Origin of the sequence: Microbacterium sp. NPDC059771 (genome assembly GCF_042732495.1) — a bacterium.
Lineage (GTDB): Bacteria > Actinomycetota > Actinomycetes > Actinomycetales > Microbacteriaceae > Microbacterium > Microbacterium sufflavum.
The window spans coordinates 2,457,954-2,484,196 of the sequence record NZ_JBHWHK010000001.1; the positions used below are offsets into that span (position 1 = coordinate 2,457,954).

At 71.3% G+C, this 26,243-nt stretch carries 24 protein-coding genes and 1 tRNA gene; 7 read left to right on the forward strand and 18 right to left on the reverse strand.

Annotated features, from left to right (window positions below; all coding sequences use genetic code 11):
* Window positions 1–2,400 carry a ComEC/Rec2 family competence protein gene (locus ACFV3I_RS11765; protein WP_378822877.1) on the reverse strand — a complete coding sequence of 800 codons (2,400 nt, stop codon included), beginning with the start codon at window positions 2,398–2,400 and terminating at the stop codon, window positions 1–3.
* Window positions 2,397–2,996 (reverse strand): ComEA family DNA-binding protein, encoded by a 600-nt coding sequence (locus ACFV3I_RS11770; RefSeq protein ID WP_136037318.1) that lies wholly within the window; start codon window positions 2,994–2,996, stop codon window positions 2,397–2,399. Before ACFV3I_RS11770 ends, ACFV3I_RS11765 begins: the two co-directional genes overlap by 4 nt.
* A gap of 215 nt (window positions 2,997–3,211) precedes the next feature.
* Between ACFV3I_RS11770 and ACFV3I_RS11775 the strand changes: the two genes are divergently transcribed.
* On the forward strand, window positions 3,212–3,889 hold the full coding sequence (locus tag ACFV3I_RS11775) for a hypothetical protein (RefSeq protein ID WP_378803771.1): 678 nt from the start codon (window positions 3,212–3,214) through the stop codon (window positions 3,887–3,889).
* A gap of 25 nt (window positions 3,890–3,914) precedes the next feature.
* Here ACFV3I_RS11775 and leuS read toward each other — a convergent pair whose 3' ends face one another.
* Together leuS and ACFV3I_RS11785 are read right to left on the reverse strand one after the other, a co-directional pair.
* Window positions 3,915–6,452: a leucine--tRNA ligase gene (gene leuS, locus ACFV3I_RS11780; protein WP_136037320.1), complete on the reverse strand. Its 2,538-nt coding sequence runs from the start codon at window positions 6,450–6,452 to the stop codon at window positions 3,915–3,917.
* Between the two features lie 73 nt (window positions 6,453–6,525).
* On the reverse strand, window positions 6,526–7,836 hold the full coding sequence (locus ACFV3I_RS11785; RefSeq protein WP_378803772.1) for an anthranilate synthase component I family protein: 1,311 nt from the start codon (window positions 7,834–7,836) through the stop codon (window positions 6,526–6,528).
* A gap of 41 nt (window positions 7,837–7,877) precedes the next feature.
* Between ACFV3I_RS11785 and ACFV3I_RS11790 the strand changes: the two genes are divergently transcribed.
* The 3 genes from ACFV3I_RS11790 to ACFV3I_RS11800 are packed head-to-tail and all read left to right on the forward strand — an operon-like array spanning window position 7,878 to window position 10,444.
* Window positions 7,878–8,549: a DedA family protein gene (locus tag ACFV3I_RS11790; protein ID WP_136033589.1), complete on the forward strand. Its 672-nt coding sequence runs from the start codon at window positions 7,878–7,880 to the stop codon at window positions 8,547–8,549.
* 4 nt (window positions 8,550–8,553) lie between these two features.
* Window positions 8,554–9,579 (forward strand): App1 family protein, encoded by a 1,026-nt coding sequence (locus tag ACFV3I_RS11795; protein WP_136033591.1) that lies wholly within the window; start codon window positions 8,554–8,556, stop codon window positions 9,577–9,579.
* A 1-nt stretch (window position 9,580) separates the two neighbouring features.
* Complete coding sequence (locus ACFV3I_RS11800; RefSeq protein WP_378803773.1) at window positions 9,581–10,444, forward strand: 3-methyladenine DNA glycosylase; 864 nt, start codon at window positions 9,581–9,583, stop codon at window positions 10,442–10,444.
* A gap of 15 nt (window positions 10,445–10,459) precedes the next feature.
* Here the strand turns inward: ACFV3I_RS11800 and ACFV3I_RS11805 are convergent, their stop codons facing one another.
* Genes ACFV3I_RS11805 through ACFV3I_RS11825 form a run of 5 tightly spaced genes read right to left on the reverse strand, consistent with a single transcriptional unit; the run spans window position 10,460 to window position 14,885 of the window.
* Window positions 10,460–11,746: a glycoside hydrolase family 3 N-terminal domain-containing protein gene (locus tag ACFV3I_RS11805; protein ID WP_378803774.1), complete on the reverse strand. Its 1,287-nt coding sequence runs from the start codon at window positions 11,744–11,746 to the stop codon at window positions 10,460–10,462.
* A 19-nt stretch (window positions 11,747–11,765) separates the two neighbouring features.
* Window positions 11,766–12,422 carry an SDR family oxidoreductase gene (locus tag ACFV3I_RS11810; RefSeq protein WP_136030705.1) on the reverse strand — a complete coding sequence of 219 codons (657 nt, stop codon included), beginning with the start codon at window positions 12,420–12,422 and terminating at the stop codon, window positions 11,766–11,768.
* 28 nt (window positions 12,423–12,450) lie between these two features.
* Complete coding sequence (locus ACFV3I_RS11815; RefSeq protein ID WP_136030703.1) at window positions 12,451–12,978, reverse strand: DUF3592 domain-containing protein; 528 nt, start codon at window positions 12,976–12,978, stop codon at window positions 12,451–12,453.
* A complete protein-coding gene (locus ACFV3I_RS11820) occupies window positions 12,975–13,766 on the reverse strand; it encodes a hypothetical protein (RefSeq protein WP_136030700.1) in 792 nt (263 codons plus the stop codon). Before ACFV3I_RS11820 ends, ACFV3I_RS11815 begins: the two co-directional genes overlap by 4 nt.
* A gap of 48 nt (window positions 13,767–13,814) precedes the next feature.
* On the reverse strand, window positions 13,815–14,885 hold the full coding sequence (locus ACFV3I_RS11825) for an NAD(P)-binding domain-containing protein (protein WP_136035914.1): 1,071 nt from the start codon (window positions 14,883–14,885) through the stop codon (window positions 13,815–13,817).
* 134 nt (window positions 14,886–15,019) lie between these two features.
* On the opposite strand from ACFV3I_RS11825, the gene ACFV3I_RS11830 reads away from it, so the two are divergent.
* Window positions 15,020–15,095: transfer RNA gene (locus ACFV3I_RS11830), tRNA-Ala, on the forward strand.
* A gap of 144 nt (window positions 15,096–15,239) precedes the next feature.
* The gene (locus ACFV3I_RS11835; protein ID WP_136030696.1) at window positions 15,240–15,425 is read left to right on the forward strand and encodes a hypothetical protein; all 186 of its coding nucleotides are present in this window, start codon (window positions 15,240–15,242) and stop codon (window positions 15,423–15,425) included.
* Between the two features lie 64 nt (window positions 15,426–15,489).
* Here the strand turns inward: ACFV3I_RS11835 and ACFV3I_RS11840 are convergent, their stop codons facing one another.
* The 8 genes from ACFV3I_RS11840 to ACFV3I_RS11875 form a co-directional block, all read right to left on the reverse strand.
* Window positions 15,490–15,774 carry a hypothetical protein gene (locus ACFV3I_RS11840; RefSeq protein ID WP_136030694.1) on the reverse strand — a complete coding sequence of 95 codons (285 nt, stop codon included), beginning with the start codon at window positions 15,772–15,774 and terminating at the stop codon, window positions 15,490–15,492.
* Between the two features lie 91 nt (window positions 15,775–15,865).
* Window positions 15,866–16,867 (reverse strand): Lrp/AsnC family transcriptional regulator, encoded by a 1,002-nt coding sequence (locus ACFV3I_RS11845; RefSeq protein ID WP_240744543.1) that lies wholly within the window; start codon window positions 16,865–16,867, stop codon window positions 15,866–15,868.
* 23 nt (window positions 16,868–16,890) lie between these two features.
* The gene (locus tag ACFV3I_RS11850; RefSeq protein ID WP_136045770.1) at window positions 16,891–17,790 is read right to left on the reverse strand and encodes an alpha/beta fold hydrolase; all 900 of its coding nucleotides are present in this window, start codon (window positions 17,788–17,790) and stop codon (window positions 16,891–16,893) included.
* Between the two features lie 25 nt (window positions 17,791–17,815).
* Window positions 17,816–18,994 (reverse strand): M24 family metallopeptidase, encoded by a 1,179-nt coding sequence (locus tag ACFV3I_RS11855; protein WP_378822882.1) that lies wholly within the window; start codon window positions 18,992–18,994, stop codon window positions 17,816–17,818.
* Window positions 18,995–19,003: 9 nt separating this feature from the next.
* Window positions 19,004–19,903 (reverse strand): ABC transporter permease, encoded by a 900-nt coding sequence (locus ACFV3I_RS11860; protein ID WP_136030686.1) that lies wholly within the window; start codon window positions 19,901–19,903, stop codon window positions 19,004–19,006.
* Entirely contained in the window at window positions 19,900–20,862 is a 963-nt protein-coding gene (locus ACFV3I_RS11865) for an ABC transporter permease (RefSeq protein WP_136035917.1), read from the reverse strand. The genes ACFV3I_RS11860 and ACFV3I_RS11865 overlap by 4 nt, the downstream gene beginning before the upstream one ends.
* Window positions 20,863–20,894: 32 nt before the next feature.
* Window positions 20,895–22,514 (reverse strand): ABC transporter substrate-binding protein, encoded by a 1,620-nt coding sequence (locus ACFV3I_RS11870; RefSeq protein ID WP_136045768.1) that lies wholly within the window; start codon window positions 22,512–22,514, stop codon window positions 20,895–20,897.
* Window positions 22,514–23,719 (reverse strand): dipeptidase, encoded by a 1,206-nt coding sequence (locus ACFV3I_RS11875; protein ID WP_136030679.1) that lies wholly within the window; start codon window positions 23,717–23,719, stop codon window positions 22,514–22,516. Before ACFV3I_RS11875 ends, ACFV3I_RS11870 begins: the two co-directional genes overlap by 1 nt.
* Window positions 23,720–23,887: 168 nt before the next feature.
* Here ACFV3I_RS11875 and ACFV3I_RS11880 point away from each other — a divergent pair, with 168 nt between their 5' ends.
* Entirely contained in the window at window positions 23,888–25,543 is a 1,656-nt protein-coding gene (locus ACFV3I_RS11880) for a dipeptide ABC transporter ATP-binding protein (protein ID WP_378822885.1), read from the forward strand.
* A gap of 10 nt (window positions 25,544–25,553) precedes the next feature.
* On the opposite strand, the gene ACFV3I_RS11885 is transcribed toward ACFV3I_RS11880, so the two are convergent.
* On the reverse strand, window positions 25,554–26,243 hold the full coding sequence (locus ACFV3I_RS11885) for an SDR family oxidoreductase (protein ID WP_136030677.1): 690 nt from the start codon (window positions 26,241–26,243) through the stop codon (window positions 25,554–25,556).

The window sequence follows — 26,243 nt, forward strand, 5'->3', positions numbered from 1 at the left end:
CTACCGGCGGCGTCCGACACCGCGATCGGACGATCGCTGCCGCTGGTTCGGCGCAGACCTGCACGATGTCCCGCTGCCACGGCGACGACCTCGACGCTCGGGAGTCGTCTCGCTCCACATCGCCAGAGCGCCGTGACGCAGCCCGAGGAGGATGCGTCCGCGCTCGTCGGTCCGATACACCTGGGCCCCCAGCGCGCCCAGCAGGTCGAGCGTCTCACGGCGCGGGTGCCCGTAGTCGTTGTCGGCACCCACGCTGATGAGCGCGACCACGGGTGAGAGCGCCTGGTAGAGCCCGGGGTCCTGGTCGGCGCTGCCGTGGTGGGCGACCTTCACCACCGCGTACGGGCCGAGGCGCTCCGAACGCTGGAGCAGGCGCTGCGCAGGGGCCGACAGATCGGCGAGGAAGAGCGAGCGAGGCACCTCTCCCCCACTGAACTCCATCACGACGCCGAGGTCGTTGCCCGCGGGGAACGCCGTCGTATCGCGAACGGGCCACCGCACGCGCCAGCTCGCCCCGCCCAGGGTTCCCCTGAGCCCCGCGGACGCCTGCTCCACCCGTGCTCCCCCGGCCGCGAGCGAGGCGAGGGTCCGCTCGTCGTCCGCGTCGGCGGTCGGCCCGTGCAGCACCGCGGACACCCGGCCCCGCACGGCCTCGACGCCGCCCGCATGGTCCAGGTCGAAGTGGGTGAGCACGAGCAGGTCGAGTCGATCGATGCCGAGCGAGCGCAGGCAGTCGCGAAGAGGTTCCGGCGCCGGACCGGTGTCGATCAGAGCCACGGCGCCCTCGGATCGGACGAGCAGCGCGTCGCCCTGACCCACGTCGCACGCGGCGATCGACCAGGCGTCCGGGGTCGCGGCCGTCGCGAGGGGCCCGCCGAGCAGGGCCTGCGCCCCGGCGAGGGAGCCGGCGACCACGAGCACCGTGACGGCGCCACCGCGCAGCACGGCGCCGCCGCGCACGCGCCACCGCGGACCACGGCTCCCGCCCTCCAGGCACACGACCGCGACCGCGGCGCCGAGCCCGGCGACCAGTGCCGCGCTGCCGATCCCTGCGGGCAGCAGGATGGTCGCACCGGGCAGGTCCGCGGTCACCTGGGCGGTCGTCGCGATCCAGGTCGCGGGCAGCCACGCGGTGGCGGCCAGGAGGTCGGCGACCGCGGGCACGGGCGCCGCGAGGCAGGCGAGCAGCCCGACCACGGTCGCGACCGGTGCCGCGGGTTCCGCGATCAGGTTCGCCGCCACGCCGATGAGCGACTGCTGTTCCGCGAACAGCGCGATGATGGGCCCGCACGCGAGCTGCGCCGAGAGCGGGACCGCGATCGCCAGTGCGACCGGGCCCGGCATCCACCGTCGCAACCCGCGTGACAACGGCGGTGCGAGCAGGATGAGTGCGCCCGTCGCGGCGGCCGACAGCGCGAAGCCGGGCGTCGCGGCGAGCCACGGATCGGACACCAGGATCATGATCGTCGACAGGGCGAGCACGCCTGCACCGGCGCTCGGTCGTCCTAGGAGCACGGACAGCATCCCCGCGCCCGCCATCACCGCGGCGCGCACCACGCTCGGCTCCGGCGTGACCAGCACCACAAAGCCGGAGAGCGCCGTGGTCGCGAGCACCACCCGCAGCGCCCGGCCGCCACCGCACAGCGCCGTGAGCCCGAAGACCGCCGCCACCACGATCGCGCAGTTCGCCCCGCTGACGGCCGTGAGGTGACTGAGACCGCTCGAACGCATGTCTTCGTCCAGGTCGGAGCCCACCGCCCTGGTGTCCCCCACGGCGAGTCCCGGCAGGAGCGCCCCGCCCGGCTCGGGCAGCCGCAGCGCGCGGTCGACGAAGGCGCGGCGCGCCGTGGCGGCCACGCCGAACACCCCGGACGGAGGCTGCACGACCTCCGTGGTCGTGGCGTAGAGCACCAGCACCGCGCGCTCCCCCGCCTCCGTCGCCGAGGTCTCCCCCACGACGCGGAGCCGAGCGCCGAGGTCGATGCCGTCGGCGGGCACGGTCCCGATCCGCACCGGCACCGCGACCGGGCGCGCCCGACCCGGCGGACCGAGGCTCTGCGTGGTCGCCTCGACCCAGAGCCGCCCATCCTGACCCGTGGACGCGGACGACGTGACCTCGACCACCGCTTCGACCACGCGGCCGCCCTGCCCCGCGGCGGCTTCGCGCGACGGAAGGGCGTACCCCACGGACAGCGCCGTGGCCGCGGCCGCCGCGAGCATCAGGAGGACCAGCCCCGCGCCGTGCCTCCCCCGTGCGAGCAGCACCAGCAGGACGACGCCCGCCGCGACGCCGCACACGAGCGCACAGGCCGCCGCGAGACCGGGCTGGAACACGCAGACGAGCGCCGCCGCCCACACCGCGAGGGCGACCGGCACGAGCCGGAGATCGCGGGACTTCACACCCGTACCCCGTCGCGTAATCCCGCGAGCAGCTTCTCCCCGATGCCCGGCACGCCGAGGAGGTCGTCCACCGACTGGAAGCGTCCGTTCTCCTCCCGCCACGCGATGATGCGGGCGGCCAGGGCGGGGCCGATCCGCGGCAGCGTCTCCAGCGCGGCCTGGTCGGCCGCGTTGAGGTCGATCCGCGCGTCGGTGGGTGCCGCGACGGGAGAGCCGGTGCCCGACCCGCCGACCACGGGCACGAGGATCTGCTCGCCGTCCTCGACCCGGCGGGCGAGGTTGATCGCGGCGAGGTCGGCGTCGACCGTCGTACCACCCGCGGCCGCCACCGCATCGACCAGCCGCGCATCACCGCCGACGACATATAGTCCCGGCCGCTCGACCGCGCCGAGCACGTGCACGTACAGCACGTCGGACGACGGCGCGGCCGTCGCGCGGTCGCCCACCGGGAAGGACTCCGCCGGTGCGCCCTGACCGCGCAGGATGCCCAGTCCGACGGCGGCCGACAGCACGACGAGAGCCAGTGCCACCGCGGCGCCCACACCGAGCCGCAGTCGTCGCTGCCGGGGTACGGGTGTCGGTGCGGGAGGAGTCACCCCGTCACGGTAGGTCTCCGCAGACCCCCCGCGAGCACGGAGAACCGCCGGTCGTGGACAACAGCGGCGCCCGGTCCGCCGTGCAGAGCCGAAGGCGGGGCGATCGGAGCCGAGCTCGCTCCGACGCCGCCAGGCTGGCAGCACGCATGAGCCGGCGCCCGGGCACGCCGCTCTCTCTTCCGATGCGTGCCCGCCGCGTGGCGCAGACTGGACCGGTGACCGACATCGTCGACGACCTGCCCCCGGAGGCCTCTCATCACGACGCTGAGCGCGCTTTCCGCGAGGCGGGCTGGACGCCGAGCGGCGCGGGCGACTGGGCCTTCGCCCTGCGCTCGCCCGACGGCGTCGCCGCGGTGCGCATCAGCCCGTTCGATCCGGTCGGACCGTACACGGCCGCGCTGTATCGCGAAGCCGCGCACACCGGTCAGGTACCGCGATTGTTCGCGCACCGCCGACTCGCGGGCGGCGGGGATCTGCAGGTGATGGAGTGGCTCCACGCGGTCGACGAGAAGGACGCGGTCGCCTTCCACACCGCCATCGCCGAACGCGCACCGCACGTCGCCGAGCTCGTCGACGTCGTGCGCCGCATCCATGCCAGGGCAGCGCGGGCGCTGCCCTGGTGCGGCCCCCTCGATCAGAACCCGTCCAACATCATGCGCGGCAGCGACGGGCGTCTCGTCGCGTGCGATCTGTACTACGCGGACGGTCCGGCTCTGTATGCGATGGCCGGCTCCGATCCGACCCGGTTCGTGACGCTCCTGCCGGAGTCCGAGCGCCGCTACCTGACCGAGATCCCGCTCGCGGAGTCCGGCCCGTGGGACGAGGCGTCTCGCGCGGCGATGCGCCGGGGCATCGCCGTCGCGGACGCCGCGCGCGCCGACCAGGACGCGTGACCGCGGCTCCGGAGGTCGCGACGGATCAGCCCGCGACGACGATGCTGACGATCTTGGGAGCGCGCACGACGACCTTCACGATCTCGCGGTCGCCGATCGACCGGATCACGCGCTCATCCGCGCGGGCGAGCGCTTCCAGCTCGGCCTCGCCGATGCGCGCGGGGACCTCGAGCTGAGCCCGCACCTTGCCGCCCACCTGCACGACGGCCGTGACCGTGTCCTCCACGAGCAGCGCGGGGTCGGCCGAGCGCCACGTGACCAGTCCGACGGACGGTTCGTGCCCGAGCAGCTCCCACATCTCCTCCGCGGTGTGCGGCGCGATCAGGTCGAGCATCACGGCGATCGTCTCGGCGGCCTCGCGCACCGCGGGGTCGCCCGCACCGCCCGCGCCGTCGATGGTCTTGCGGGTGACGTTCACCAGCTCCATCAGCCGGGCGACCAGCACGTTGAACTTGGTCTGCTCGACCAGGGCCGGAGCCTCCGCGAGCAGCTTGTGCGTGGCGCGACGCAGGGCCGCGTCTCCCCCGTCGAACACCACGTCGACCGGGCTGGACACCTCGTGCCCGATGCGCAGCGCACGCGAGAGGAACTTCTGCGCGCCCGTGGTCGACACGTCCGCCCAGTCCTTGTCGTCCTCCACCGGACCGGCGAAGGCGAGGCCCACGCGCAGCGCATCGGCGCCGTGCGCGTCGAGCTCCTCCTGGAACAGCACCAGGTTGCCCTTGCTCTTCGACATCTTCTGCCCGTCGAGCAGCACCATCCCCTGGTTGATCAGGTTCGAGAACGGCTCGGTGAAGTCGATCAGGCCCATGTCGAACAGGACCTTCGTGATGAAGCGTGCGTAGAGCAGGTGCAGGATCGCGTGCTCGACGCCGCCGATGTACGAGTCCACCGGCGCCCAGCGCGACGCCTGGGCGGGGTCGAACGCCACGGTGTCGCTGTTCGGCGAGAGGAAGCGCAGGAAGTACCACGAGCTGTCGACGAACGTGTCCATCGTGTCGGGGTCGCGCAGCATGGGGTCGCCGGTCTCCGGGTCGGTCGTGCGCACCCAGCTCTCCGCCCCGCCCAGCGGCGAGGTGCCCTTGGGCTTGAGGTCGAGTCCCTCGACGCTCGGCAGCTTCACGGGCAGCCGGTCCTCGGGCACCGGCACGATGCGGCCGTCGTCGCCGTGCAGCATCGGGATCGGCGTTCCCCAGAAGCGCTGTCGCGAGATCAGCCAGTCGCGCAGACGGTAGTTCTTCGCCGCACGGCCCGTGCCCGACGCCTCCAGCTGCTCGATCGCGCGGGCGATCGCGTTGCGCTTGGACAGCCCGTTCAGCGGACCCGAGTTGATCATGCGACCGTCGCCCGTGAGCGCGACACCGGTCGATGCGGGGTGCTGCTCGTCGAGCGCGGCGCCCGTGTCGATCGGGACGCCCTCCTCGTCGACCTCGATCACCGGCATGGCCCCCGTGATCGGCGCGGTCGTGTCGACCACGACCTTGACCGGCAGGTCGAAGGCGCGGGCGAAGTCGAGGTCGCGCTGGTCGTGCGCGGGAACCGCCATCACGGCGCCGTGGCCGTAGTCGGCCAGCACGTAGTCGGCGGCCCACACCGGCAGCTTCTCGCCGTTCACGGGGTTGATCGCGTAGCGCTCCAGGAACACGCCCGTCTTGGGGCGATCCGTGGACTGCCGATCGATGTCGGACTCCTTCTGCACCTGCTCCAGATAGTCCTGGAACCGCTGGCGCACCTCGACGGGAGCCTCGGCGGCCAGTTCAGCGGCGAGATCGGAGTCGGGCGCCACCACGAAGAACGTCGCACCGTGCAGGGTGTCAGGGCGCGTGGAGAACACCGTCACCGGCTCGTCACGGCCCTCGATGCGGAAGTCCACGTCGGCGCCGACCGAGCGGCCGATCCAGTTGCGCTGCATCTGCAGCACCTTGTGCGGCCAGAAACCCTCGAGCTGATTCAGGTCGTCGAGCAGCCGATCCGCGTAGTCGGTGATGCGGAAATACCACTGGGTGAGCTTCTTCTTCACGACCTCGTAGCCGCAGCGCTCGCAGCGACCGTCGACGACCTGCTCGTTCGCCAGCACCGTCTGGTCGTTCGGGCACCAGTTGACCGGGCTCTTCTTGCGGTACGCCAGGCCGCGCTCGTACATCTTCAGGAACAGCCACTGGTTCCAGCGGTAGTACTCCGGGTCGGACGTGTGCAGGACGCGGCTCCAGTCGAACGAGACGCCGTACTGCTCGAAGCCGACCTTCTGCTGCGCGATGTTCTGATAGGTCCACTCGCGCGGGTCCGCGCCCTGGCGGATCGCCGCGTTCTCGGCGGGCAGGCCGAACGAGTCCCAGCCGATCGGGTTGAGCACGTTGTGCCCGCGGTGACGCCAGAACCGCGCCACGATGTCGGAATAGAGGTAGTTCTCCGCGTGCCCCATGTGCAGGTCGCCCGAGGGGTACGGGAACATCGCCAGGACGTAGCGCCGCGGGCGGGTGTCGCCGTCGCCGCCGGTAAGGAACGTCTCGTGCTCCGCCCAGTACTTCTGCCACTTGGCCTGGATGGCGTGCGCCGAGGGCATCTCCTCGTCGACGGGAGCGGTGGACAGGTTCTCGGACAACGAACGCACGACCAATCTGAGGGGAATTGCGGGATCAGTTCAGGATATCGGAACCCCACGGCCAGGGCGGCTCCGCGCCCAGCGCCGCGAGCGGAGCCCTCGCCTTGGTCGCGACCTCGGCGACCTCGGCCGCCGGCACCGAGCCCCACGTGATCCCGCCGCCCGCTCCGACCACGGCCTCGTCCCCCGCGATCACGATGCTGCGGATCACCATCGCGAGGTCGACGGCGCCGTCCACGCCCACGTAGCCGAAGCAGCCGGCGTACACGCCCCGGGGGCCGCCCTCCAGCTCGTGCAGCCGCGTCATCGCCGACAGCTTCGGCGCCCCGGTCATGCTGCCGGCGGGGAACGCGGCCGCGAGCAGCGCGCCGAGCGTGACGCCGTCCGCCAGCGTGCCGCTCACCGTGCTCACGAGCTGGTGCACGGCCGGGTAGCTCTCCACGACCCACAGCCCGTCGACACGGATCGTGCCGGGCACGCACACGCGCGACAGATCGTTGCGCATGAGATCGACGATCATCACGTTCTCCGCGCGCTCCTTCGGGTCGCCGGCGAGCTCGGCGGCGAGTGCGGCATCCGTGTCGGGGTCGCTGCTGCGCGGCCGGGTGCCCTTGATCGGCCGGGTGCGCACGACTCCGCCCGCCGCGTGGAGGAACTGCTCCGGACTGGCGCTCAGCAGCGCGCGCCCGCCGATGCGCACGAAGCCCCCGTGGTGCGCGGGGGTCGCCGACCGCAGCCTCCGGTACACCTCGACCGGGTCGTGCGTCCCCGGCACGGTGAAGCGCGTGGTGAGGCAGAGCTGATACGCGACGCCCGCGCGGATCAGGGCGCGGCACCGCTCGATGAGCTCGGCGTACTCCGCGGGGGTGTGCCGGGCCACGGTGGTCCCCGGTACCGGATCCGGCCGCGCGGGAGTGAGGTCGACCGCCGCGACGAGGAGCTCGTCCGCCCAGGGGTCGGCGTCGGGCCCGGCGGGGTCGAGCGCCCACAGGCGATGGCGCGCATGGTCCCAGGCGATCGCGTGGGTCACCCGCATCCAGCCGTCGGGCACCGGGTCGTCCGCGGACACCGGGGCACCGGCGGCCGCGGCACCGCCCTCGTACGTGCACCAGCCGACCCATCCGCCGAGGAACGGGGGGAGCCCGGGCTCGGAGACGCGGCCGTCCAGCCGCACATCGTCGGGTCTCGGCGACAGCACGCCGACCCCCAGCAGACTCCACCCCTCCGCGGCTCCCTCCCCCGCGTCCAGCCAGAACACGTCACCCGCCCTGGCGGCGAGCACGCGGAACAGCCGCTCGGGGTCCGCCCAGGTCGGCAGGGGTCGGGGGCTCAGGTGCGCGCGCACCTTCCCAGCCTAGGTGCGGCGACGCCCGATATTCTCAGGGGGTGGACGACCTCCTGCTCTGGCTCCTCGACACCGTGCAGTCGATCGATCCGGTCACGCGCACGCTGGTCGCCGGACTCGCGGTCATGCTGGAGACGAGCATCCTGATCGGGCTCATCGTCCCCGGCGACACGATCGTGATCATCGCCTCCATGGGGATCGCGACCCCCTGGGAGGGTGTGGCGATGGGCGTGACCGTCGTGGTCGGCGCCCTGATCGGCGAGAGCATCGGCTTCGGGCTCGGCCGGTGGCTCGGTCCCCACATCCGCTCGTCGTGGCTGGGGCGCCGCATCGGCGAGCAGAACTGGGTGCGCGCGGAGAACTACCTGGCCCGCCGCGGCGGCATCGCCATCTTCCTCTCCCGCTTCCTTCCGGTGCTGCACTCCCTGGTGCCGCTGACCGTCGGGATGAGCGAGTACCCGTACCGCCGCTTCCTGGCGTGGACGACGCCCGCCTGCATCATCTGGGCCACGGCCTACGTGAGCGTGACCTCGCTCGCGGCGGGAAGCTTCCGCGACCTCGTCGACCGGGTGCACTACGCGAGCTACATCTTCGTCGGCGCCATCGCACTCTTCCTGCTCCTGGCGTATCTGGGCAAGAAGCTGCTGCAGCGGCTGGAGGCGCGGCATCTGGAGGCGCCGGAGGCGGGCACGGACGCCGACGTGAAAGACTGAGGCAATGGCTTCCCCACCCCCGGCGCCCAGGATCCACTGGTTCGCACGGCTCGAGCACCGCCTCCACGTGTGGCGCGAGGGGCGAGCGCGCCGACGCGGCCGCAGCGCCACGATCCTCCCATTCCCTGGCTACGGCGGTCCCGGGTGGGTGCGCGTGCTGGGGCGGGTGCTCATCGTGCCGCCGCAGCGCAGCAACCGGGACGGCGAGCCGGCGAGCATCCGCGGCTGGCGCAGCTTCGTCGGCATCCCGGTCGGGTTCGCGTCGGTCAGCGTGCACGTGGGCGACAGCACTCACCAGGTCGTCGCCGACCGCGGTGGTGTGATCGACGCCGTGATCCGCGCCGACCTGGAGCCCGGGTGGCAGACCTTCACGGTCACGGTCGAGGGGCAGGAGCCGATCGAGGCGCGGGCGTTCATCGTCGCGGCGGACACCCGGTTCGGGGTCGTGTCCGATGTGGACGACACGGTGATGGTCACGGCGCTCCCGCGCCCGTTCATCGCCTTCTGGAACTCCTTCGTCGTGGATGAGCACGCCCGCATCCCGGTCCCGGGCATGGCGGTGCTGCTCGACCAGCTCCTGCGCCAGCACCCCGGCGCGCCCATGGTGTACCTGTCCACGGGCGCCTGGAACGTCGCACCCACGCTCTCCCGGTTCCTCGGGCGGCACCTGTTCCCCGCAGGGTCGCTGCTGCTGACCGACTGGGGCCCGACGCACGACCGCTGGTTCCGCAGCGGCCGCGAGCACAAGCTCACGAACCTGCGCCGCCTGGCCACCGAATTCCCCGAGGTGAAGTGGCTGCTGATCGGCGACGACGGCCAGCACGACGAGGCCATCTACACGCAGTTCCAGGAAGAGCACCCCGACTCCGTGGCCGGTGTGGCCATCCGGCGCCTCCTTCCCGCCGAGGCCGTGCTCGCCGGTGGGCGCGCCGAGATGGAGTCGCACGAGGCGGACGCCGCCCCGTGGGTCAGCGCCGAAGACGGTGCCGGTCTGCGCGACCAGCTCGGCGACGTGGGCATCCTGCACTGACATGGCCCTGTCGCGCGAGGAGTGGCTCCCGCGGGAGCAGGCGCATCGGGAGCGTGCCGACACGCTGACCGCCGACCACCGTGCCCGCCTGTCCCGCGGCGAGAAGCACCCGGTGTGGGACTTCCTCCACACCTATTACGCCTGCAAGCCCGCGCAGCTGCGGCGCTGGCACCCCGGTGCGGGGGTCGAGCTGCGTGACGCCGCCGAGCGTGCCGGGTGGCGCTGGTACTCCCCCGGCGCGACCCCCGACGCGGTGGTTCCCGATGTCGACCGGTACGCGGCCGAGAAGCCCGAGCTGGCCGCGCTGGTCGAGCGCATGCTGCGCCGCACGGCCTCGCGGCCCGGTCAGTTCGGCTGCTTCGGACTCCACGAGTGGGCGATGGTGTATCGCGCGGACGAGCACCGTCACCCCGTGCCGCTGCGCCTCGGGAAGGACGGCACCGATGCGGTCGTGGAGACGCACGACCTGCGGTGCACCCACTTCGACGCGTTCCGGTTCTTCACCCCGGAGGCCGTGCCACGCAACCGGACGACGCTCAGCAGGGACGGGCAGCCCCAGGTCGAGCAGCCGGGGTGCCTGCACGCCGGCATGGACCTGTACCGCTGGGCCATGAAGCTCGGGCCCCTCGTGCCCGGTGAGCTGCTGCTCGACACCTATGAGCTGGCGAGGGACATCCGCCTGCTGGACATGCAGGCCGCCCCCTACGACCTGGCCGCCTGGGACGTGGAGCCCGTGCGCATCGAGACGCCGGAGGGCAAGGCCGACTACGTGCGACGACAGCGCGGCTTCGCGGAGCGGGGGGCGGTGCTGCGCGCGGCTCTGCTCCGCGCCTGGCTCGGCTCGGACGCACGCGCCGTCGCCTGAGCCGTCGCTTCCGCCTCAGCCGGCCGGGGTGCAGGTGTCGCAGACTCCCCAGGTCGCGGTGGATCCCGCGAGCTGCATCCGCAGGGCCAGAACTCGCGTCGCGGCGTCCGCCAGCCGCTCCGCGGGCAGGGTGCCCGCGTCGACCGCCGCCGCGATGCCCGCGGCCATGCGTCCGGCGGTCTGCGCGTCGGAGCCGGCGACCATGAGCACCAGGTCGTTGCCCGCCGCGACCGCCGCCACCCCGTTCGCCACCGGATCGGCGTAGGCGGGGTCGCCCGACGACAGCAGCATCCCGAGGTCGTCCGTCACCGAGACACCGTCGAAGCCGAGCTCGTCACGGGCGAGCGTGTGCCACGTCGCTGAGAGGGAGGCGGGCAGCGGGTCGACGGCGGTGTAGGCGAGATGCCCGTACATGAGGAGGGAGGCTCCCGCGTCGATGCCCGCGGCGAAGGGCACCGCGTCCGTCGTCTTCCACTCCTCCAGGCTCCGTCCGGTGGTCGGGATCGCGTGGTGCGAGTCGCCCGGAGCCGCACCGTGGCCGGGGAAGTGCTTGAGTGCGGAGGCGACGAACGGCTGCTGCGCCGAGGTGGCCGCCGCGACGCGCTCGGCCGCCCCGGACGGATCGGTGCCGAGGGCCCGCCCGAAGATGAACGAGCCGCTGTCGGCGGTGACGTCTGCGACCGTGCCGAAGTTCACCGTGATGCCCGCACGGGCCACCAGTGCACCGCGGGCGGCGAACGCGGCCGACGTGTCGGCGGCCGGGCGGTCCTTGAGGGTCGTTGAGGCGGGGAACACGTCCCCGTCGAGCCGGGAGACCAGGCCGCCCTCCTGGTCCACCGCGATCAGCGGAGGCAGCGTCGGGTCCACCGCGAGAGCATCCGTGAGCGCGTGCAGCTCGGCGTCGGTGCCGGGGATGTTCACCCCCATCAGGATGAACCCGCCGAACCCGGCCTGCATGTAGGCGGCCAGCGCTGCCGGGTCGGTGCCGCCGATATGTCCCATCACGATGGAGGCCGCCTGCTGCGCCACGGGCAGGTCGGCGACCGCGGCGGCGGCGCGTTCGCGGAGATACGCGGTGTCGGCGGCGTCCACCGTGGCGTCGGCGCTCCCGGCATCGTCGGTGGGCGCGGGAGTCTCCCCCGCGGTGGTCGCGGCAGCGGCAGGCGCGGGAGGGGCGGTCCACGTCGCTGCGGTCGATGTCGCAGCGGGCAGCGGTGGCGCGGCGGCGGGCGGCGCACAGAGGGCGAGCGCCAGCGCGGCGAGCACTCCGACCGTGCGCCGTCGCGCGGGCCTCAGGGGCACGTCGGGGCCTCCGTCACGGTCAGCCCGCGAGGGCCTCGGCGATCGGGAGCGAGGAGTCCGCGTCGCCGTTGCCGAAGCGGATCGTGCGGCCGACTGTCGCCGGATTCTGCAGGACCTCGACGATGACGGCCGCGACGTCGGCGCGCGAGACCTCTCCCCGGCCTTCGGGGTCGATCTGGATGCGTCCGGTCGGCTCGTCGAACGTGAGACCGCCCGGTCCGAGGATCGTCCCGGCGAGGTTCGAGCCGCGGAGGTGCTCGTCGGCGGCCCACTTCGCGTCGGCGTACGCGAAGAACGGGTCGTCCTGCGGGATCCCGTGCTCCGCGGTGGAGCCGATCCAGGACACCAGGACGTAGCGCTCGACGCCGGCACGCTCGGCGGCGTCCATCGACCGCTCCGCCGCGTCGCGATCGACAGCGTAGGTGCGCTTCGGGTCACCGCCGCCCGCGCCGGCCGACCACACCACGGCGTCGTGCCCGCGGATGATCTCGGCGAGGGCGTCGACGTCGAGCTGTTCGATATCGGCCACCAGGGCGGTGGCCCCCGTGGCCTCCACGTCGGCGACGTGGTCGGGGTTGCGGATCACGCTGGTGACCTCGTCGCCGCGGGCGACGAGCAGCGGGGCGAGCAGGAGGGCGATGCGGCCATGGCCGCCGAAGACGAGGACGCGCGACATGCTTCCACCCTACGCGCCGGGTCCGACGTCAGCGCGGGGTCTGCGCGCTGTCGATCACGAACGCCTGCGGGTGGTCGGGCAGGTAGCGCACCACGACCGGGGCGCCGCTCGGCAGGTACGCGTCGCGGTCGGGGTAGACCGCCGGGGTGAAGAAGTTGCTCTCCAGCGTGTACTCCACGCCCTCCGCGGTGGTGAACGTGACCCAGTCCCCGTCGATCGTGGCCGTCGTTGGTCGCCCGTTGTCGTAGATGTACGCGCGCGTGACAGGCACGCCGGTCAGGCTCAGGATGCCGATCACGAGCGACCCGAGCATCACGAAGGCGAGCACCCGGAACACGATCCGCACGATCGTCCCGCCGATCCCGGCCCGCGGACGGGTGTCGAGCGGCAGCAGCCCCTCCCGCTCGCGGATGGCCCGCAGCGACCCACCCGGTGTGGCTCCTCTGGCCGACACGGCGAAGAGCCCGAGGATCGAGAAGCCGGCGATGAACACCATGGCGTAGCCGTGCGACGCGGGGAAGTTGACGAGCCACATGAGGGTGTCGAGCGGGTTCATCGCGTCGCCTCTTTCTCGATCGTGACCGCCACCGTGTGCGGATCCTCCCGCCGGTAGTACGCCCAGATCGGCGCGCCCACCTGCAGCCGCGACACCGCCTGGGGATACACGAACACCGTGGTGTCGGCCTCCCAGGTCGCCGCCCCCTCCGGTGCCACCAGCACCTTGAGCGCGAGCTCGCTCTGCCCCTCCCTGCGGCGTCCGGTCGGGCGCACCTCGAGCACCGACGCGGGCACCGCGGTGCCCGTGGTCCTGGCTCGCACCTGGGCGGGGTCGATGAGCCCGCGGTCGATGCGCCACTGCAGCATCGCCTCTCGCACGGTCGGGTCGCTGAGGTCGGCGAGCTGCACCGTGTCGTGGTCGGTCGTGCTGTACCGCACCGGCACGGGCTGCCCGACCTGGAGTCCCGCGGAGTCGGAGGGGTCGATGAGCATCCGCAGCTGTCCGATGAAGTCGTCGCCCTCAGCGGGGCTCACGCGCAGGAACAGGTCGTACTGCGGCACGTCGTTGATCGTGACGCCCGTGCGGGAGAGCTCGACGATCGTGCCGACGCCGATCCGGGTCTCGCCGCGGAGCTTCGTGCGGCGGCCGAACCCCGTCATCGTGCCGCCGAACGTGAGGAGCAGCCCCCAGGCGACGCCGATCAGGATCGGGCCGCCCAGGGTGTCATCGCCCGCGAACGGGAGGATCGAGTGGCGCTGATCGACGCCGAACAGTCCCTCGCCCACCCAGATCGCCAGCCAGGCCGTGAGCAGGAGCCAGACGACCGTGAGGATGATGCGCAGCATGGTCTTCAGCGTATCGAGAAGCCCGGCCGCACTCCGGCTGACGCGCCCTCAGCCGGTCGAGACGGGAACGGCGGCGGCGGCCAGCGCCCGCTGCACGCCCTTCGCGGCCGAGCGCCCCGCACGGTTCGCGCCGATCGTGCTGGCCGAGGGCCCGTACCCCACGAGCTGCACGCGCGGATCGGCGACCGCGGTCGTACCGCGGCCGTGGCGGTCGAGCTGGATGCCGCCCGCGGCGCTGCGGAGGTGCAGCGGCGCCAGGTGCCCGATCGCCGGCCGGAATCCGGTGGCCCAGAGGATCATGTCGACCCGTTCGAACGACCCGTCGGCCCAGCGCACCCCGTCGGGCTCGATGCGTGCGAACAGCGGCCGAGGGTCCGCATAGGCGCCGAGCCGCTCGGCCTCGCGCTCCTGCGGACGCAGCATCAGCCCGGTCACACTGACGACGCTCCGCGGTGGGAGCCCGGCCGCGACGCGCTGCTCGACGAGCGCGACCGCCGCGGCCCCCGCCTCGGGGGTGAAGTCGTCGCTGCGCCAGACGGGCGGTCGCCGCGTGACCCACAGCGTCTCGGTGATCGGGGCGAGGGCGCCGAGGAACTGCACCGCGGACGCGCCCGCGCCCACGACGAGCACTCGGCGGCCTCGGAAGTGCTCCGGTCCCGGGTAGTCGACCGTGTGCAGCTGCTCGCCGAGGAAGGTCTCCATGCCGGGCACGTGCGGCACGAACGGGTGGGTCCAGGTGCCGGTCGCGTTCACGAGCGTACGGGTCGTCCACTCCCCCTCCGGTGCCTGCACCACGAGCAGCCCGTCGTGGTCGTCCACGCGACGCACGTGCACGGGGCGCAGAACGGGGAGGTCGTGCGCGCGCTCGTAGGCCGCGAAGTATTCCGGCACCGCCTGGTTGGCTCGACGTCGGTCGCGCGCGGGCGGGGTGTCGCCCGGCAGCTCGGCGACGCCGTGCACGTCGCTCATGGTCAGCGCGTCCCAGCGGTGCTGCCAGGCGCCGCCCGGCCGCTCGTCGGCGTCGAGCACCACGTGCGGGATCCCGAGCCTGGTCAGGTGGTACGACGCCGAGAGGCCGGCCTGCCCTGCACCGATCACCAGGCTGTCGAGAATGCTCACGCTGTCAGGAACGCCCGGAGAGCCGCGGTTGTTCCACCCCGGCGACGCGCCCGGGCTGCCCGCCCCGATTGGTGCCGGTGTCGCTTCGTGTAGTACGCTGTTCGAGTTGCTCCGGCAGATGAGGAGCGGCTTCTGGGCCTGTGGCGCAGCTGGTAGCGCACCTGCATGGCATGCAGGGGGTCAGGGGTTCGAGTCCCCTCAGGTCCACCAGAGAATCCCGCGAGAGATCGCGGGATTTCTTCGTTTCCGGTGAGGTTGCACGGGGCTAGCGCCGCAGCGCGCGAGCGTCAACCGTCTCGCGAAGCCCCCCGCGTCGTCGTAGACAGGTCGCATCCGCCGACGAAAGGATGCCCCATGTCCAACCCGACTCCCCCGATCCCGCCCGTCCCGCCGTTCGCCGAGGGGGACGCGGAAGACGTGCCCACGCGCGAGGTCGACGGCGAACGCGTGCTCGACGAGGATGCCGACGACGCACAGATCGACAGCGCCGAGGCCGACCGCGCCGCCACGACGGCGGACGTCGACGGCGACGACGCCTGACCGCCGGACGAGAGAAGGGCACCGCCTCGACCGAGGTGGTGCCCTTCTCTCCGCGCTGCGGCGCTCACGTCGCCAGCAGCGGGGGGCGGTGCGGGATCGCGATCGGGCGCGTGGCCCGGCTCGCCCCCTGCATCCGCTCGACCTCTTCGAGAACCTCGAACGCGGTGCCGTAGCGGATCGCGAGCGGAAGGTCGCGCAGCCACGTCACCTCGACCTCGGTGTCGGCGAGCTCGTAGACGCAGGCGACGACGTGGCGCGGGTCGTTCTGGGGATAGCGCAGGTCGTTGATCACCCACTCGGACGGTGTGATGCGGTGGAGCACGAAACGGGGATCGGGGATGTCGGACATCTGGGGGCCCTCCAGGACTCTCTTATAAGGAGGGTGCGCCCTGCGGGCACGGAAGGGTAGGCCCTTGACACCTGACCGGCGAAGTGCAGGACTAGGTGTCGAGCCCGCCCGCGGAGGCCACCTGCGCCCGCCACCACGGAGTCTCGATGAACCCGCGCTTCATGAACACGAGCTCCATCGCGGCGTTCCATCCGCGCACGCCCTTGAGGTGCGCGATCGTCCCGGTGAGGAAGTCGTGCAGGGTCTCGGTGCTCGGCAGGATGATCTCGCAGTACAGCGAGTTCTCTTCCAGCGCCGCCGCGAGGAACCGCACGGACACGTGCTGCGCGAGCGTCTGTGCCACCGAGGCGATGCGCGACGGCTCGACCCGCAGCATCAGCAGCGTCTCCGCGCTCATGCCCAGCGCCGACGCGGGCACCATCGTCACGGTCGTGAGGCAGCCGGCGCTGCGCATCCGCTCGTACCGGCGCCGCACGCTGCTCTCGTTCATGTCGAGCGCATCGGCGATCGACTGGAACGACGCCCGTCCGTTGTAGCGCAGTTCCGCGACGATCGCGCGGTCGGCGTCGTCGAAGTGCGTCGGGTCGCACGTGTTCGGTGCCGGCATGTACGACTTCGGGTCGCTGGCGGCCTCGGCGTGCGAGTCGTACAGCTGACGCCCCCAGTCGAAGCTCACCTTGTACGTGTGCACGACGAGGTCGCTGCGCCAGCGCTCCACGCCGGGGATGGCCTGCAGATCCGTGAGCACGTGCGCGTAGGTCGCCGAGTCCCCCGGGATGACGACCTCCGCGAACACGTCGAACTTGCCGGTCACCAGGGTCACGAACCGCACGTACGGGGAGCCGATCAGCGCCTGCGCGACGCTCAGCTGCGACCCGGGGGTGCAGTTGATGCGCACGAAGAACGTCTCCACGTGCCCCTCGCTGCCCAGGGTCGGCACGATGCCCACGCTCACCACACCCTCGGCGAGCAGCTGCTGCCCGCGCCGGGTGACCGTCGAGACGGACGCGCCGGCGAACTCGGCGATCGACGTCCAGCTCGCGCGTCCGTCCTGCTGAAGTGCGACGACGATCCTCCGGTCGAGATCGCTCACTTCTCTCGTCAGTGGAACGCTCGTCATCGGGTCGGCGGGTACACCCGGTGCAGGAACGTGCGCACCGCTTCCGTCCACGCCTCTGCCTCCTCGATCTGCGGGGAGTGCCCCGACTTCTCGAACACCACCATCTCGGAGTCCGGGATGAGATCGGCGATCGTCTGGCTACACGATACTGGCGTGATCCAGTCGGTCCGGCCCACGGTGATGAGTGTCGGGACTGCGATCTCGGGCAGCCGCGGCTTCAGGTCGTAGTCCGGCAGGTTCACGGAGAAGGCGTAGTTGTGCGCCCGGTAGCGGTAGGGCGTCGCCTGCACCTTCCGCTCGACCGCCTCGGGGTCGTAGACGAAGTCGTACAGGGGCAGGATCTCCCGCCAGCAGTCCTTGAGGTCCTCGTCGTCGCGCACCTGCCCGAGGTCGATGCGGTCGAACTTCTCCATGTCGATGTCGACCCGGTCGGAGGCGAGGGCGTTCTCGCGCGCCAGGTGCGCGTTGGAGTTGTCCGGGGAGGTGTCGCGCAGCACGAGCGCGGCCACGCGGTCGGGGTAGCGCAGCGCGTACTCCATGGTCATGAAGCCGCCATAGGAGCCGCCGGCCATGACGATCTTCTCCGCGCCGATCCACTCGCGCAGACCGTCGATGTCGGCCGCCCACTGCTCGTGGCTGTAGGTGCCGTTCCCCTCGCTCTGGCCGCTGCCCCTGGCGTCGAACACGACCACCCGGTACTCGTCGGCGAGCCGGCCGAAGCTCGCGCGCGGCTCGGCACGCGACCCCAGCCCCGGGGCGCCGTGATGGGTGATGATGACGGGTGCGTCCTCGGGACCGAGCACCTCGACGGCCAGGTGGTTGCCGTTGATCTCAACCCACTGGTGGTCGCTCGTGGCGGCGGCGAACTCCGGGGAGACGTCGGGGGTGGATGTCATGTCGTCCTCTTTCTTCAACAGGCGTTCAGAGCGCGATGGTGCACTCGTCGAGGCTGCGCGGATAGGTGGTCAGGGGCTCGGCGCCGTCGGCGGTCACGAGCATGCTGTCGCTGATGCGGTACCCGGCGTGACCCGGCACGTAGATGCCCGGCTCGTTGGAGACGACCATGCCCGCCTCCAGGAGCGTGGCGTCGCCGTCCTCCAGCCACGGCGCCTCGTGCATGCCCAGACCGATGCCGTGCCCCTGGCGGTGCCGGATGAACTCGCCCAGCCCGGCGTCGCGGATCACGTCGAGGCACAGCCGGTTCGCCTCGCGGCACTCCAGGCCCGCGCGGATGGTCTCGCGGCCCACGCGCTGGGCGTCGCGGATCGTGTCGTGGTAGCGGCGCTGCTCGGCCGTGGGCTCCCCGAGCACGAACGTGCGCTCGCCCTCGATGAAGCGGCCGCCCACGGCGCAGCCGAGCGAGAGCATGAAGGTGTCCCCCGCCCGGAGCCGGTTGACCGACGGCAGCCCGTGCGGGAACGCGGAGTTCGCCCCGGAGTACACCAGACCGCCCGCGAGCAGCGAGGCCACGACCACGTTGCGGTGCTCGGCATACATGACACGGGTGCCGGCGGAGGTCACGTGCCGCTCCAGCTCGGCCTCGGTGGGCAGCTCTCCGCCCGCCGCGACGGCCTCGCGCACCAGTGCGACCCCGGCCTCCAGCATCAGGTCGGTGATGCGGGCGGCTTCGCGGTGCAGCACCACCTCCTCCGGGAACTTCACGTATCGGGTGCGGGTGAGCAGGTCGGACGGCACGAGCTCGGCGTGCGGCATCGCGGCGCGGGCGGCAGCCAGGCGCTGATACGGCATCGTGGTCGCGAAACCGACCCTGCCGCGCGGCGACACCGCGTCGGCGAGCACCTGGAACGGCGGGACGACCCCCGGGAACTCGAAGAACGCGACCAGCTCGGCGCGCGCGGACTGCGACTGCGCGTACTCGCGTTCCAGCTCGGGCAGCAGCATCACGACGCGCCCTCCCGCCTCGACCCAGATCGCGACCGGCCGCTCGGACGGGTGGTGGAAGAAGCCGGTGAGGTACGCGATGTCCTCGGGGTGGTCGGTCAGGAAGACGTCGAAGCCCTCCTCCCCCATCCGCTCGCGGACACGCTGCTGCACGGTGTCGAAGAACTCCGGCGCGAGGCGCTGATCGAAGACGGTCATGCGGTGCTCCTAGCGGGACAGGTGGCGCGGGTTGCGCGCGTCGTTGTAGGCGATGGACAGGAGGGTGGCCGACAGCACCAGGATCAGGATCGCGATGGAGGGGAACAGCGTCAGCCACCACGCGCTCACCATGGCGCCCGCCTGCTGTGCCTCGTACAGGATGCGGCCCCACGACCACGTGGTCGGGTCGCCCAGTCCGAGGAACGCCAGCCCCGCGGCCGACAGCACCGCCCGCGACGCGGTCACCACGACCGAGACCACGACCACCGGGGTCACCGCGGGCAGCACGTGCCGCGTGATGATCCACAGCGGAGAGGTCGTCATCAGCCGGGACGCGTCGACGTACGGCAGCCCGACGACCGTGAGCGCCTGGGAACGGACGAGTCGGGTGACCTCGGGCCACGAGAACGCCGCGACCACGAAGATGATCGTCGAGGTGCTCGGCCCCACGAGCGCCGCGATCAGGATCATCAGCGGCAGCACGGGCAGCGACAGGGTCATGTCGACGATCACGCTGATGATGCTGTCGAGCTTGCGGAAGTAGGCCCCGATCACCGCGATGATCGTGCCGAAGACGATCGCGATCACCGAGGCGGCCACGGCGACCAGCACGCTCTGCTGCGTGCCCCAGATGACCTCGGAGAACACGTCGCGGCCGAGCGCGTCGGTGCCGAACCAGTGGTCCCCGCTCGGCGGGCGCAGCACGTCGGGCCCGTAGCTCGCCGGGTACGGGGCGATCAGGGGCGCCGCGAGGGCGACGATCACGAGCAGGATCAGCAGGCCGAGCGAGATCATGCCGAGCGGGTCGCGGCGGAAGGCGCGCCAGGTGTGCGCGCTGGCCCGCTCGCTGCCGGCCGCGGTCGGTTCGCTGGGGACGAGGTTCTCGGTGGAGGGCAGCGGAGCGGTCATGCGGTCTTCACTCTCGGGTCCAGGTAGCCGTAGATGATGTCGGTGACCGTGTTGGCCACGACCACGGTGATGGCGAGCATGAGGAATGCGCCCTGCAGCACCGGGAAGTCGAGCTGCGTGACGGCCTCGTAGATGCCGCGGCCGATGCCCGGGTAGGCGAACACGGTCTCGGTGAGCACCGCCCCGCCGACGAGGAACCCGAGCTGGAGCCCGATCAGCGTCGTGGTCGGCAGCAGCGCGTTGCGCAGCGCGTGCTTCCACAGGATGCGGCGGCCGCGGAGGCCGTTCGCCTTCGCGAGCAGGATGTAGTCCTCGCCGAGCGTCTCGATGAGGGTGGAGCGCATGGTCAGCACGTAGGAGCCGACCTGGATGAGCATGAGCGACACCGCCGGGAGCACGAGGTGCTGCGCGACGCTGAGGTACCACTCGAAGCCGTAGGTGTTGTTGGTGTAGGCGCCGCCGATGGGGAACCAGCCGAGGTTGAGCCCGAACACGAACAGCAGCAGGATCGCGACGCTCGGCACGAACAGCGACTGCCCGGTCACGCCGAGCACCTGCACGGCCCTGTCGATGAAGCGACCCCGGTGCGAGGCGGCCGCGACGCCGAGCGGCACCCCGATCAGGATCGTGAGGACGAGCGCGGTGATGGTCAGCAGCAGCGTCCACGGCAGCCGCTGCAGCAGCACGTCGGTCACCGGGATGGACTGCGTGAAGGAGATGCCGAGGTTGCCCTGCAGCAGCTGCCACATGTACAGGCCGTACTGCACGATCAGCGGCTGATCGAGGCCGTACTGCTCGAGGATGGTCGCCCGGATGTCCTCCGTCATGTTCGGACTCGCCAGCGCAAGGGCCGGATCGCCGGGCAGCAGACGCAGGAGCAGGAACGTCACGGTCACGGCGAACCAGATCGTGAGCAGACCTCGACCTGCGCGACGGAGAATGAACGATGCTCGGGACACCCGGGCGACCTTCCTCGAGAGTGGGGGTTTTCTTACTCGACCGGGTGCGCGCTCGCGAGCGAGAGCGGGTTCACGATCGACAGCAGTTCGCTCGGCTTGGAGATGAAGCCGGACCATTCGTCGCTCGCGGCGAAGAACAGGTTCTGCGTGTACATGATGTTGTCGTAGACCTGCTCGTGCACGATCTTGTTCGCCTTGCGCATGATCTCGATCTTGTCGTCCTCGTCGAACGTGACCATGCCCTCCTCGATCAGCGCGTTCAGCTCGGGGTCGTCGACGTGGGTGTAGTTGATCGCGCCGCCGGGCAGGTACGACAGGGCGAAGTTCGTCACCGGGTCGTCCATGATGGCGAAGTTGCCGGCGTAGATGTCGTAGTCGCCCTCGTTGGTCATGGAGAGATAGGTGTTGCGCTCCGTGCCCTGCAGCTCGATCGTGATGCCGGCCTCGGCCGCGCTGTCCTTCACCATCTGCGCCCACTGGCTGGTCACGCTGTCCTGCAGCGAGTAGATCAGGCGGAACGAGACGGGGAACATGCCGTCGGCGTTCGCCGTGTACCCGGCGTCTTCCATGAGCTCGCGCGACTTCTCCGGGTCGAACTCGTACTCGGTGACGGAGTCGTCGTAGTACTTCGCGAGCACCGGCATCAGGGCGCTGGAACCCGTGGAGACGGCCTGCCCCTGCAGGACGACCGTGCGGATGGCCTCGTAGTCCACCGCGTGGGCGAGCGCCTGGCGCACCTCGGTCTTCGCGAGGTCGGGCTTCTCCATGTTGTAGACGAGGTGCGCGTAGCCGAGACCGGCGGCCTCGATCACCTGCAGTCCGTCGGTGCCCTTCAGCTGCTCGACCTGCGCGGGCGGGAGGGCATTGGCGATCACGTCGATCTCGCCGCTCTGCAGCGCCAGGATCTCGGTGTTCACGTCGGGGTACACGCGGTACACGACCTCGGCGGGTCCCGGGACGCCGCCGTCGACCAGCGGGTAGTCCTCCACGCGCTCGAGCGTGTAGTGCTGGCCGACCTGGAAGTCGGTCATGATGAACGGGCCCATGCCCACCCAGCCGCCGTCGCTGCCGTCGTTCGCGAACTCCGCGATCGATCCCTTCGGCTCGAACACGTGCTGCGGCACGACGACACCCCAGAAGCCGATCTCGTCGATGATCGACGAGTCGGGCTGCGTGAGCGTCAGCTCGACCCGGGTGTCGCTCACCGCGGTCGCGGTGTCGAGGTTGCCCAGCTGGCCGTAGAACGTGCCGGGCGCCTGGTCGCGCTTGACCGCGTTCAGCGTCCACGCGACGTCCTCCGCCGTGAGCGGCTCGCCGTCGCTCCAGGTCAGGTCGTCGCGGATCTCGTAGAACCCGGTGGTGTCGTCGACGTAGCCCCACTCGGTGGCGACGTGCGCCTCCTTGGTCCCGTCGTCGCTGATGCTCAGCAGGTGCGGGTACATCAGGTTGGTGACCCACGAGTCCGTGCGGCTGTTGCCGAGCACGGGGTTGAAGTTCACGACGTCGGTCGTCGTACCGATGCTGAGCGTCTCATCGCTCGGCCCGGTCGCGGCGGACGACTCCCCCGGCTCGGGTGCCGTGGGGGCGCACGCGGCGAGGCCGACGGCGAGGACCGCGGCCGCACCGAGTGCGAGGAACGTGTTGTGCTTCATCAGACCCAGACCTCCTCGAGGACGCGCATGGTGTTGCCGCCGACGACCGCGCGGATCTCGTCGTCGGAGTAGTCGTGCTTCACGAGCCAGCCGATGATGTTGTAGAAGGCCTCGGCGGGGTTCTCGATGCCGTCGACGTACGGCTGCTTCTCGTAGTCGACGTTGGCGTGCGCCTGACCCAGCGACAGGTTCGAGGAGAACGCGTCGTGCAGGCCCACGTGGTCGCCGAACAGCGTGTCGGGTCCGAAGCTCACGTGCTCCAGGCCGACCAGGTCGACGCAGTACTGGAAGTGGTCCATGACCGACTCCAGCGAGTGCTTCGGGTGCTGGGGCGAGATGGTGGTGTGCGGTGCGGCCTCGATGCCGATGACCCCGCCGCGCTTGGCGCACTCGATGATCGTCTCGTCCGTCTTCATGCGGTTCGTCGGCCACAGTCCGCGGGCGCCCGCGTGGGTGATGAAGACCGGCTTGGTGGAGTGGGCGATCACGTCGAGGCACGTCTGGTCGCCCGAGTGCGAGATGTCGATCGCGATGCCGAGCTTGTTCATCCGCTCCACGGCGCGCTCGCCGAAGTAGGTGAGTCCGCCGTCGCCGCGCTCCTTGAGGCCGCCGCCGAGCATGTTCGCCTCGGAGTAGGCGATGCCCATCTGGCGGACGCCGAAGCCGTACAGCACATCGAGCCGGTCGACCTCGTTCTCGATCATGGTCGCGGCCTCGAGCGCGAAGATGTGCGCGACGCGGCCGGTCTCCGCGGCGTACCGGATGTCCTTGATCGACTCGGCCTTGATCACGAAGTCCTGGTGCGCGAGGTCGGCCATGCGCACGCCGAGGTCGAACAGCACGTCCTGGTACTTCCACCCGGCGTCGCTGGAGATGCAGCAGGTGCCGTCCATGCCGTTGTCGAACACCGCGGTCAGACCGGAGCGGGCGAGGCCCTGATAGCCGGTGGGTTCGCGGCCCTGGCGGATGTGGTCGCGCAGCTCCCCCATATCTTCGGGGAAGACCTGCACGTGCTCGTGCAGCGAGATCACGGTCTCTTCGCGGAGGAGGCGCTCGGTGCGCTCCTTCTGCGCGTCGCTGAGGCCGAGGTCGTACGCCGGCACGCGGCCGATCTGCTTGGCGTAGCGGAACTCGCGGTAGTCCTTGCCGGCCTCCAGGTAGTCGTACGCGGTGTAGCCGGTGTAGCGGTCTGCTTGTTCGAGCACGGATGCGCTCCTTCGGGTCGATACGGGGGTGGCCTCCCGTTCGTCGAGCGGGAGATTTCCTCGAATCTCGACGATTCCGGCGCGAAAGTCAACTGTTGTGATGATTTTCGGCCGAGATGTTTCCTGTTCGAAACAATTCAGCGCCAGGATGCTGGCATGATGTCATCCATGAAGAACACATCCGTCCCCGAGAACACCGTCGTCCTCGACGTCCGCGGCCTCACCGTGACCCTCGACGGCTCGCGCGGACCCCAGCGCGTGGTCGATGACATCGACCTCACCGTGCACCGCGGCGAGGTGTTCGCGCTGCTCGGCGAGTCCGGCTCCGGCAAGTCGATGACGGCGCGCGCGATCATGGGCCTCATCGACAACGGCACCGTGGAGGCCGCGACCCTCTCCCTCGGCGACACCGACCTGCTCACCGTCACGCCGGAGCAGCATCGGCGCCTGCGCGGCGTCCGGGTGAGCCTCGTGATGCAGGACGCTCTCTCCGCACTCAACCCCGTGCTCAGCATCGGCGACCAGATCATCGACCTGATCCGCGCGCACACGCCCGTCGGTCGTCGCGAAGCCGAGGCGCGCGCCGTCGAACTGCTCACCCTGGTCGGCATCCCCAGCCCGCAGAAGCGTGTCCGGGACTACCCGCACCAGTTCTCCGGCGGACAGCGGCAGCGCATCCTGATCGCGATGGCGATCGCGCTCGACCCCGACCTGATCATCGCCGACGAGCCGACCACCGCCCTCGACGTCACGGTGCAGGCGCAGATCCTCGACCTGCTGCTGTCGCTGCGCGACCGCCTCGGCATGGGCGTCCTCCTGATCACCCACGACCTCGGCGTCGTGATGGAGGTCGCCGACCGGGTCGCCGTGATGCGCACCGGGCGCATCGTGGAGTCCGGTCCGGCGGACGACGTGCTGACCGCACCCCAGCATCCGTACACGCTGCAGCTGCTCGACTCGATGCCGCAGGACGTGAGCGCCGCGGCGGACGACGACGGCTCCGCGCCGATCCTGGAGGGACGAGGACTCGAGCGCACGTTCCGCTCCGGGAGCGGACGACGCGCACACCGCGTCACGGCCGTCGGCGGCGTCGACCTCTCCCTGCGCAGCGGCGAGATCCTCGCGATCGTCGGCGAGTCCGGCAGCGGCAAGTCCACCCTGGCGCGCATGCTCGTCGGCCTCGACTCCCCCGACGCCGGCACACTGCGCTACCGGGACCAGGACGTGACGCGGGGTCGGCTGCGCGACCGCAAGGTCCTGCGCCGCGGCGTGCAGATGGTGTTCCAAGACCCGTACATGTCGCTGAACCCGCGCATGACCGTGCAGCAGATCATCGCCGAGCCGCTCGCCGCCACCCGCACCGGCACCCCGGCGTCACGCCGCGAGCGGGTCTCCGAGCTGCTCGAACTGGTCGGCCTCGACCCCGACATGGCCTCGCGCTTCCCGCACCAGTTCTCCGGCGGACAGCGACAGCGGATCGGCATCGCCCGTGCCCTCGCGCTCGACCCCGATGTCCTGGTGTGCGACGAGCCGGTGTCGGCGCTCGACGTCTCCATCCGCGCGCAGATCATCGACCTGCTGTGCGAGCTGCGCGAGCGTCTGGGCATGTCGATCGTGTTCATCGCGCACGACCTGTCCCTCGTGCGGCACATCGCCGACCGCGTCGCCGTGATGTACCTCGGCGACATGGTCGAGGTCGGCGACACGGAGGAGGTCTACCGGCACCCCGCGCACCCGTACACGCAGGCGCTGCTGTCGGCCATCCCGCCGCAGACGCGCGCCGAGCGGGGCATGCTCCAGCGACGCACGCGGCTGTCGGCCTGAGCGCCGCGGCTCAGCCGGCGGGACGGACGGTCAGGTCGGTGAGGTGGGCGTCACGCGGAAGGTCGAGCGCCGTGAGGATCGTGGTCGCCACCGCGTCCGGGGTGATGAAGCGCGACGCGTCGTACTCCGCCCCTTCCTGTCGGTGCACCCGCTCCTGCATCGGCGTGGCCGTGCGGCCGGGGTAGATCGAGGTCACGCGCACGCCGTGCTCCGCCTCCTCCGCACGCAGCGCGTCGGCGAGGGCCCGCAGGCCGTGCTTCGATGCCGCATAGGCGGACCACTCCGGGTTCGCCCGGAGCCCGGCCCCGGAGTTGACGAACACCACGTGCCCGCGCGACACCCGCAGCACCGGCAGCAGCAGGCGCGTCAGCTCCGCGGGCGCGACCAGGTTGACGGCGAGCTGCTGCTCCCACAGGGCGGGTGTGAGCTCGCCCACGGCACCGAGGTCCACGACACCGGCGGCGTGCACGAGACCGTCGAGGCGGTCGGGCAGGCTCTGCTTCGACAGCGCCCACGAGAGCCGCCCCGGCTGCGCGAGGTCGCCCACGATCGCCGTGGCACCGGGGAGCTCGTCGGAGATCTGCCGCGCCCTCCCCGCGTCGCGCGCCAGCACGACCACGTGGTCGCCGCGCTCGAGGAGGCGTCGGGCGAGGACGGCGCCGATACCGGAACCAGCGCCGGTCACCAGATGGGTGGCCAC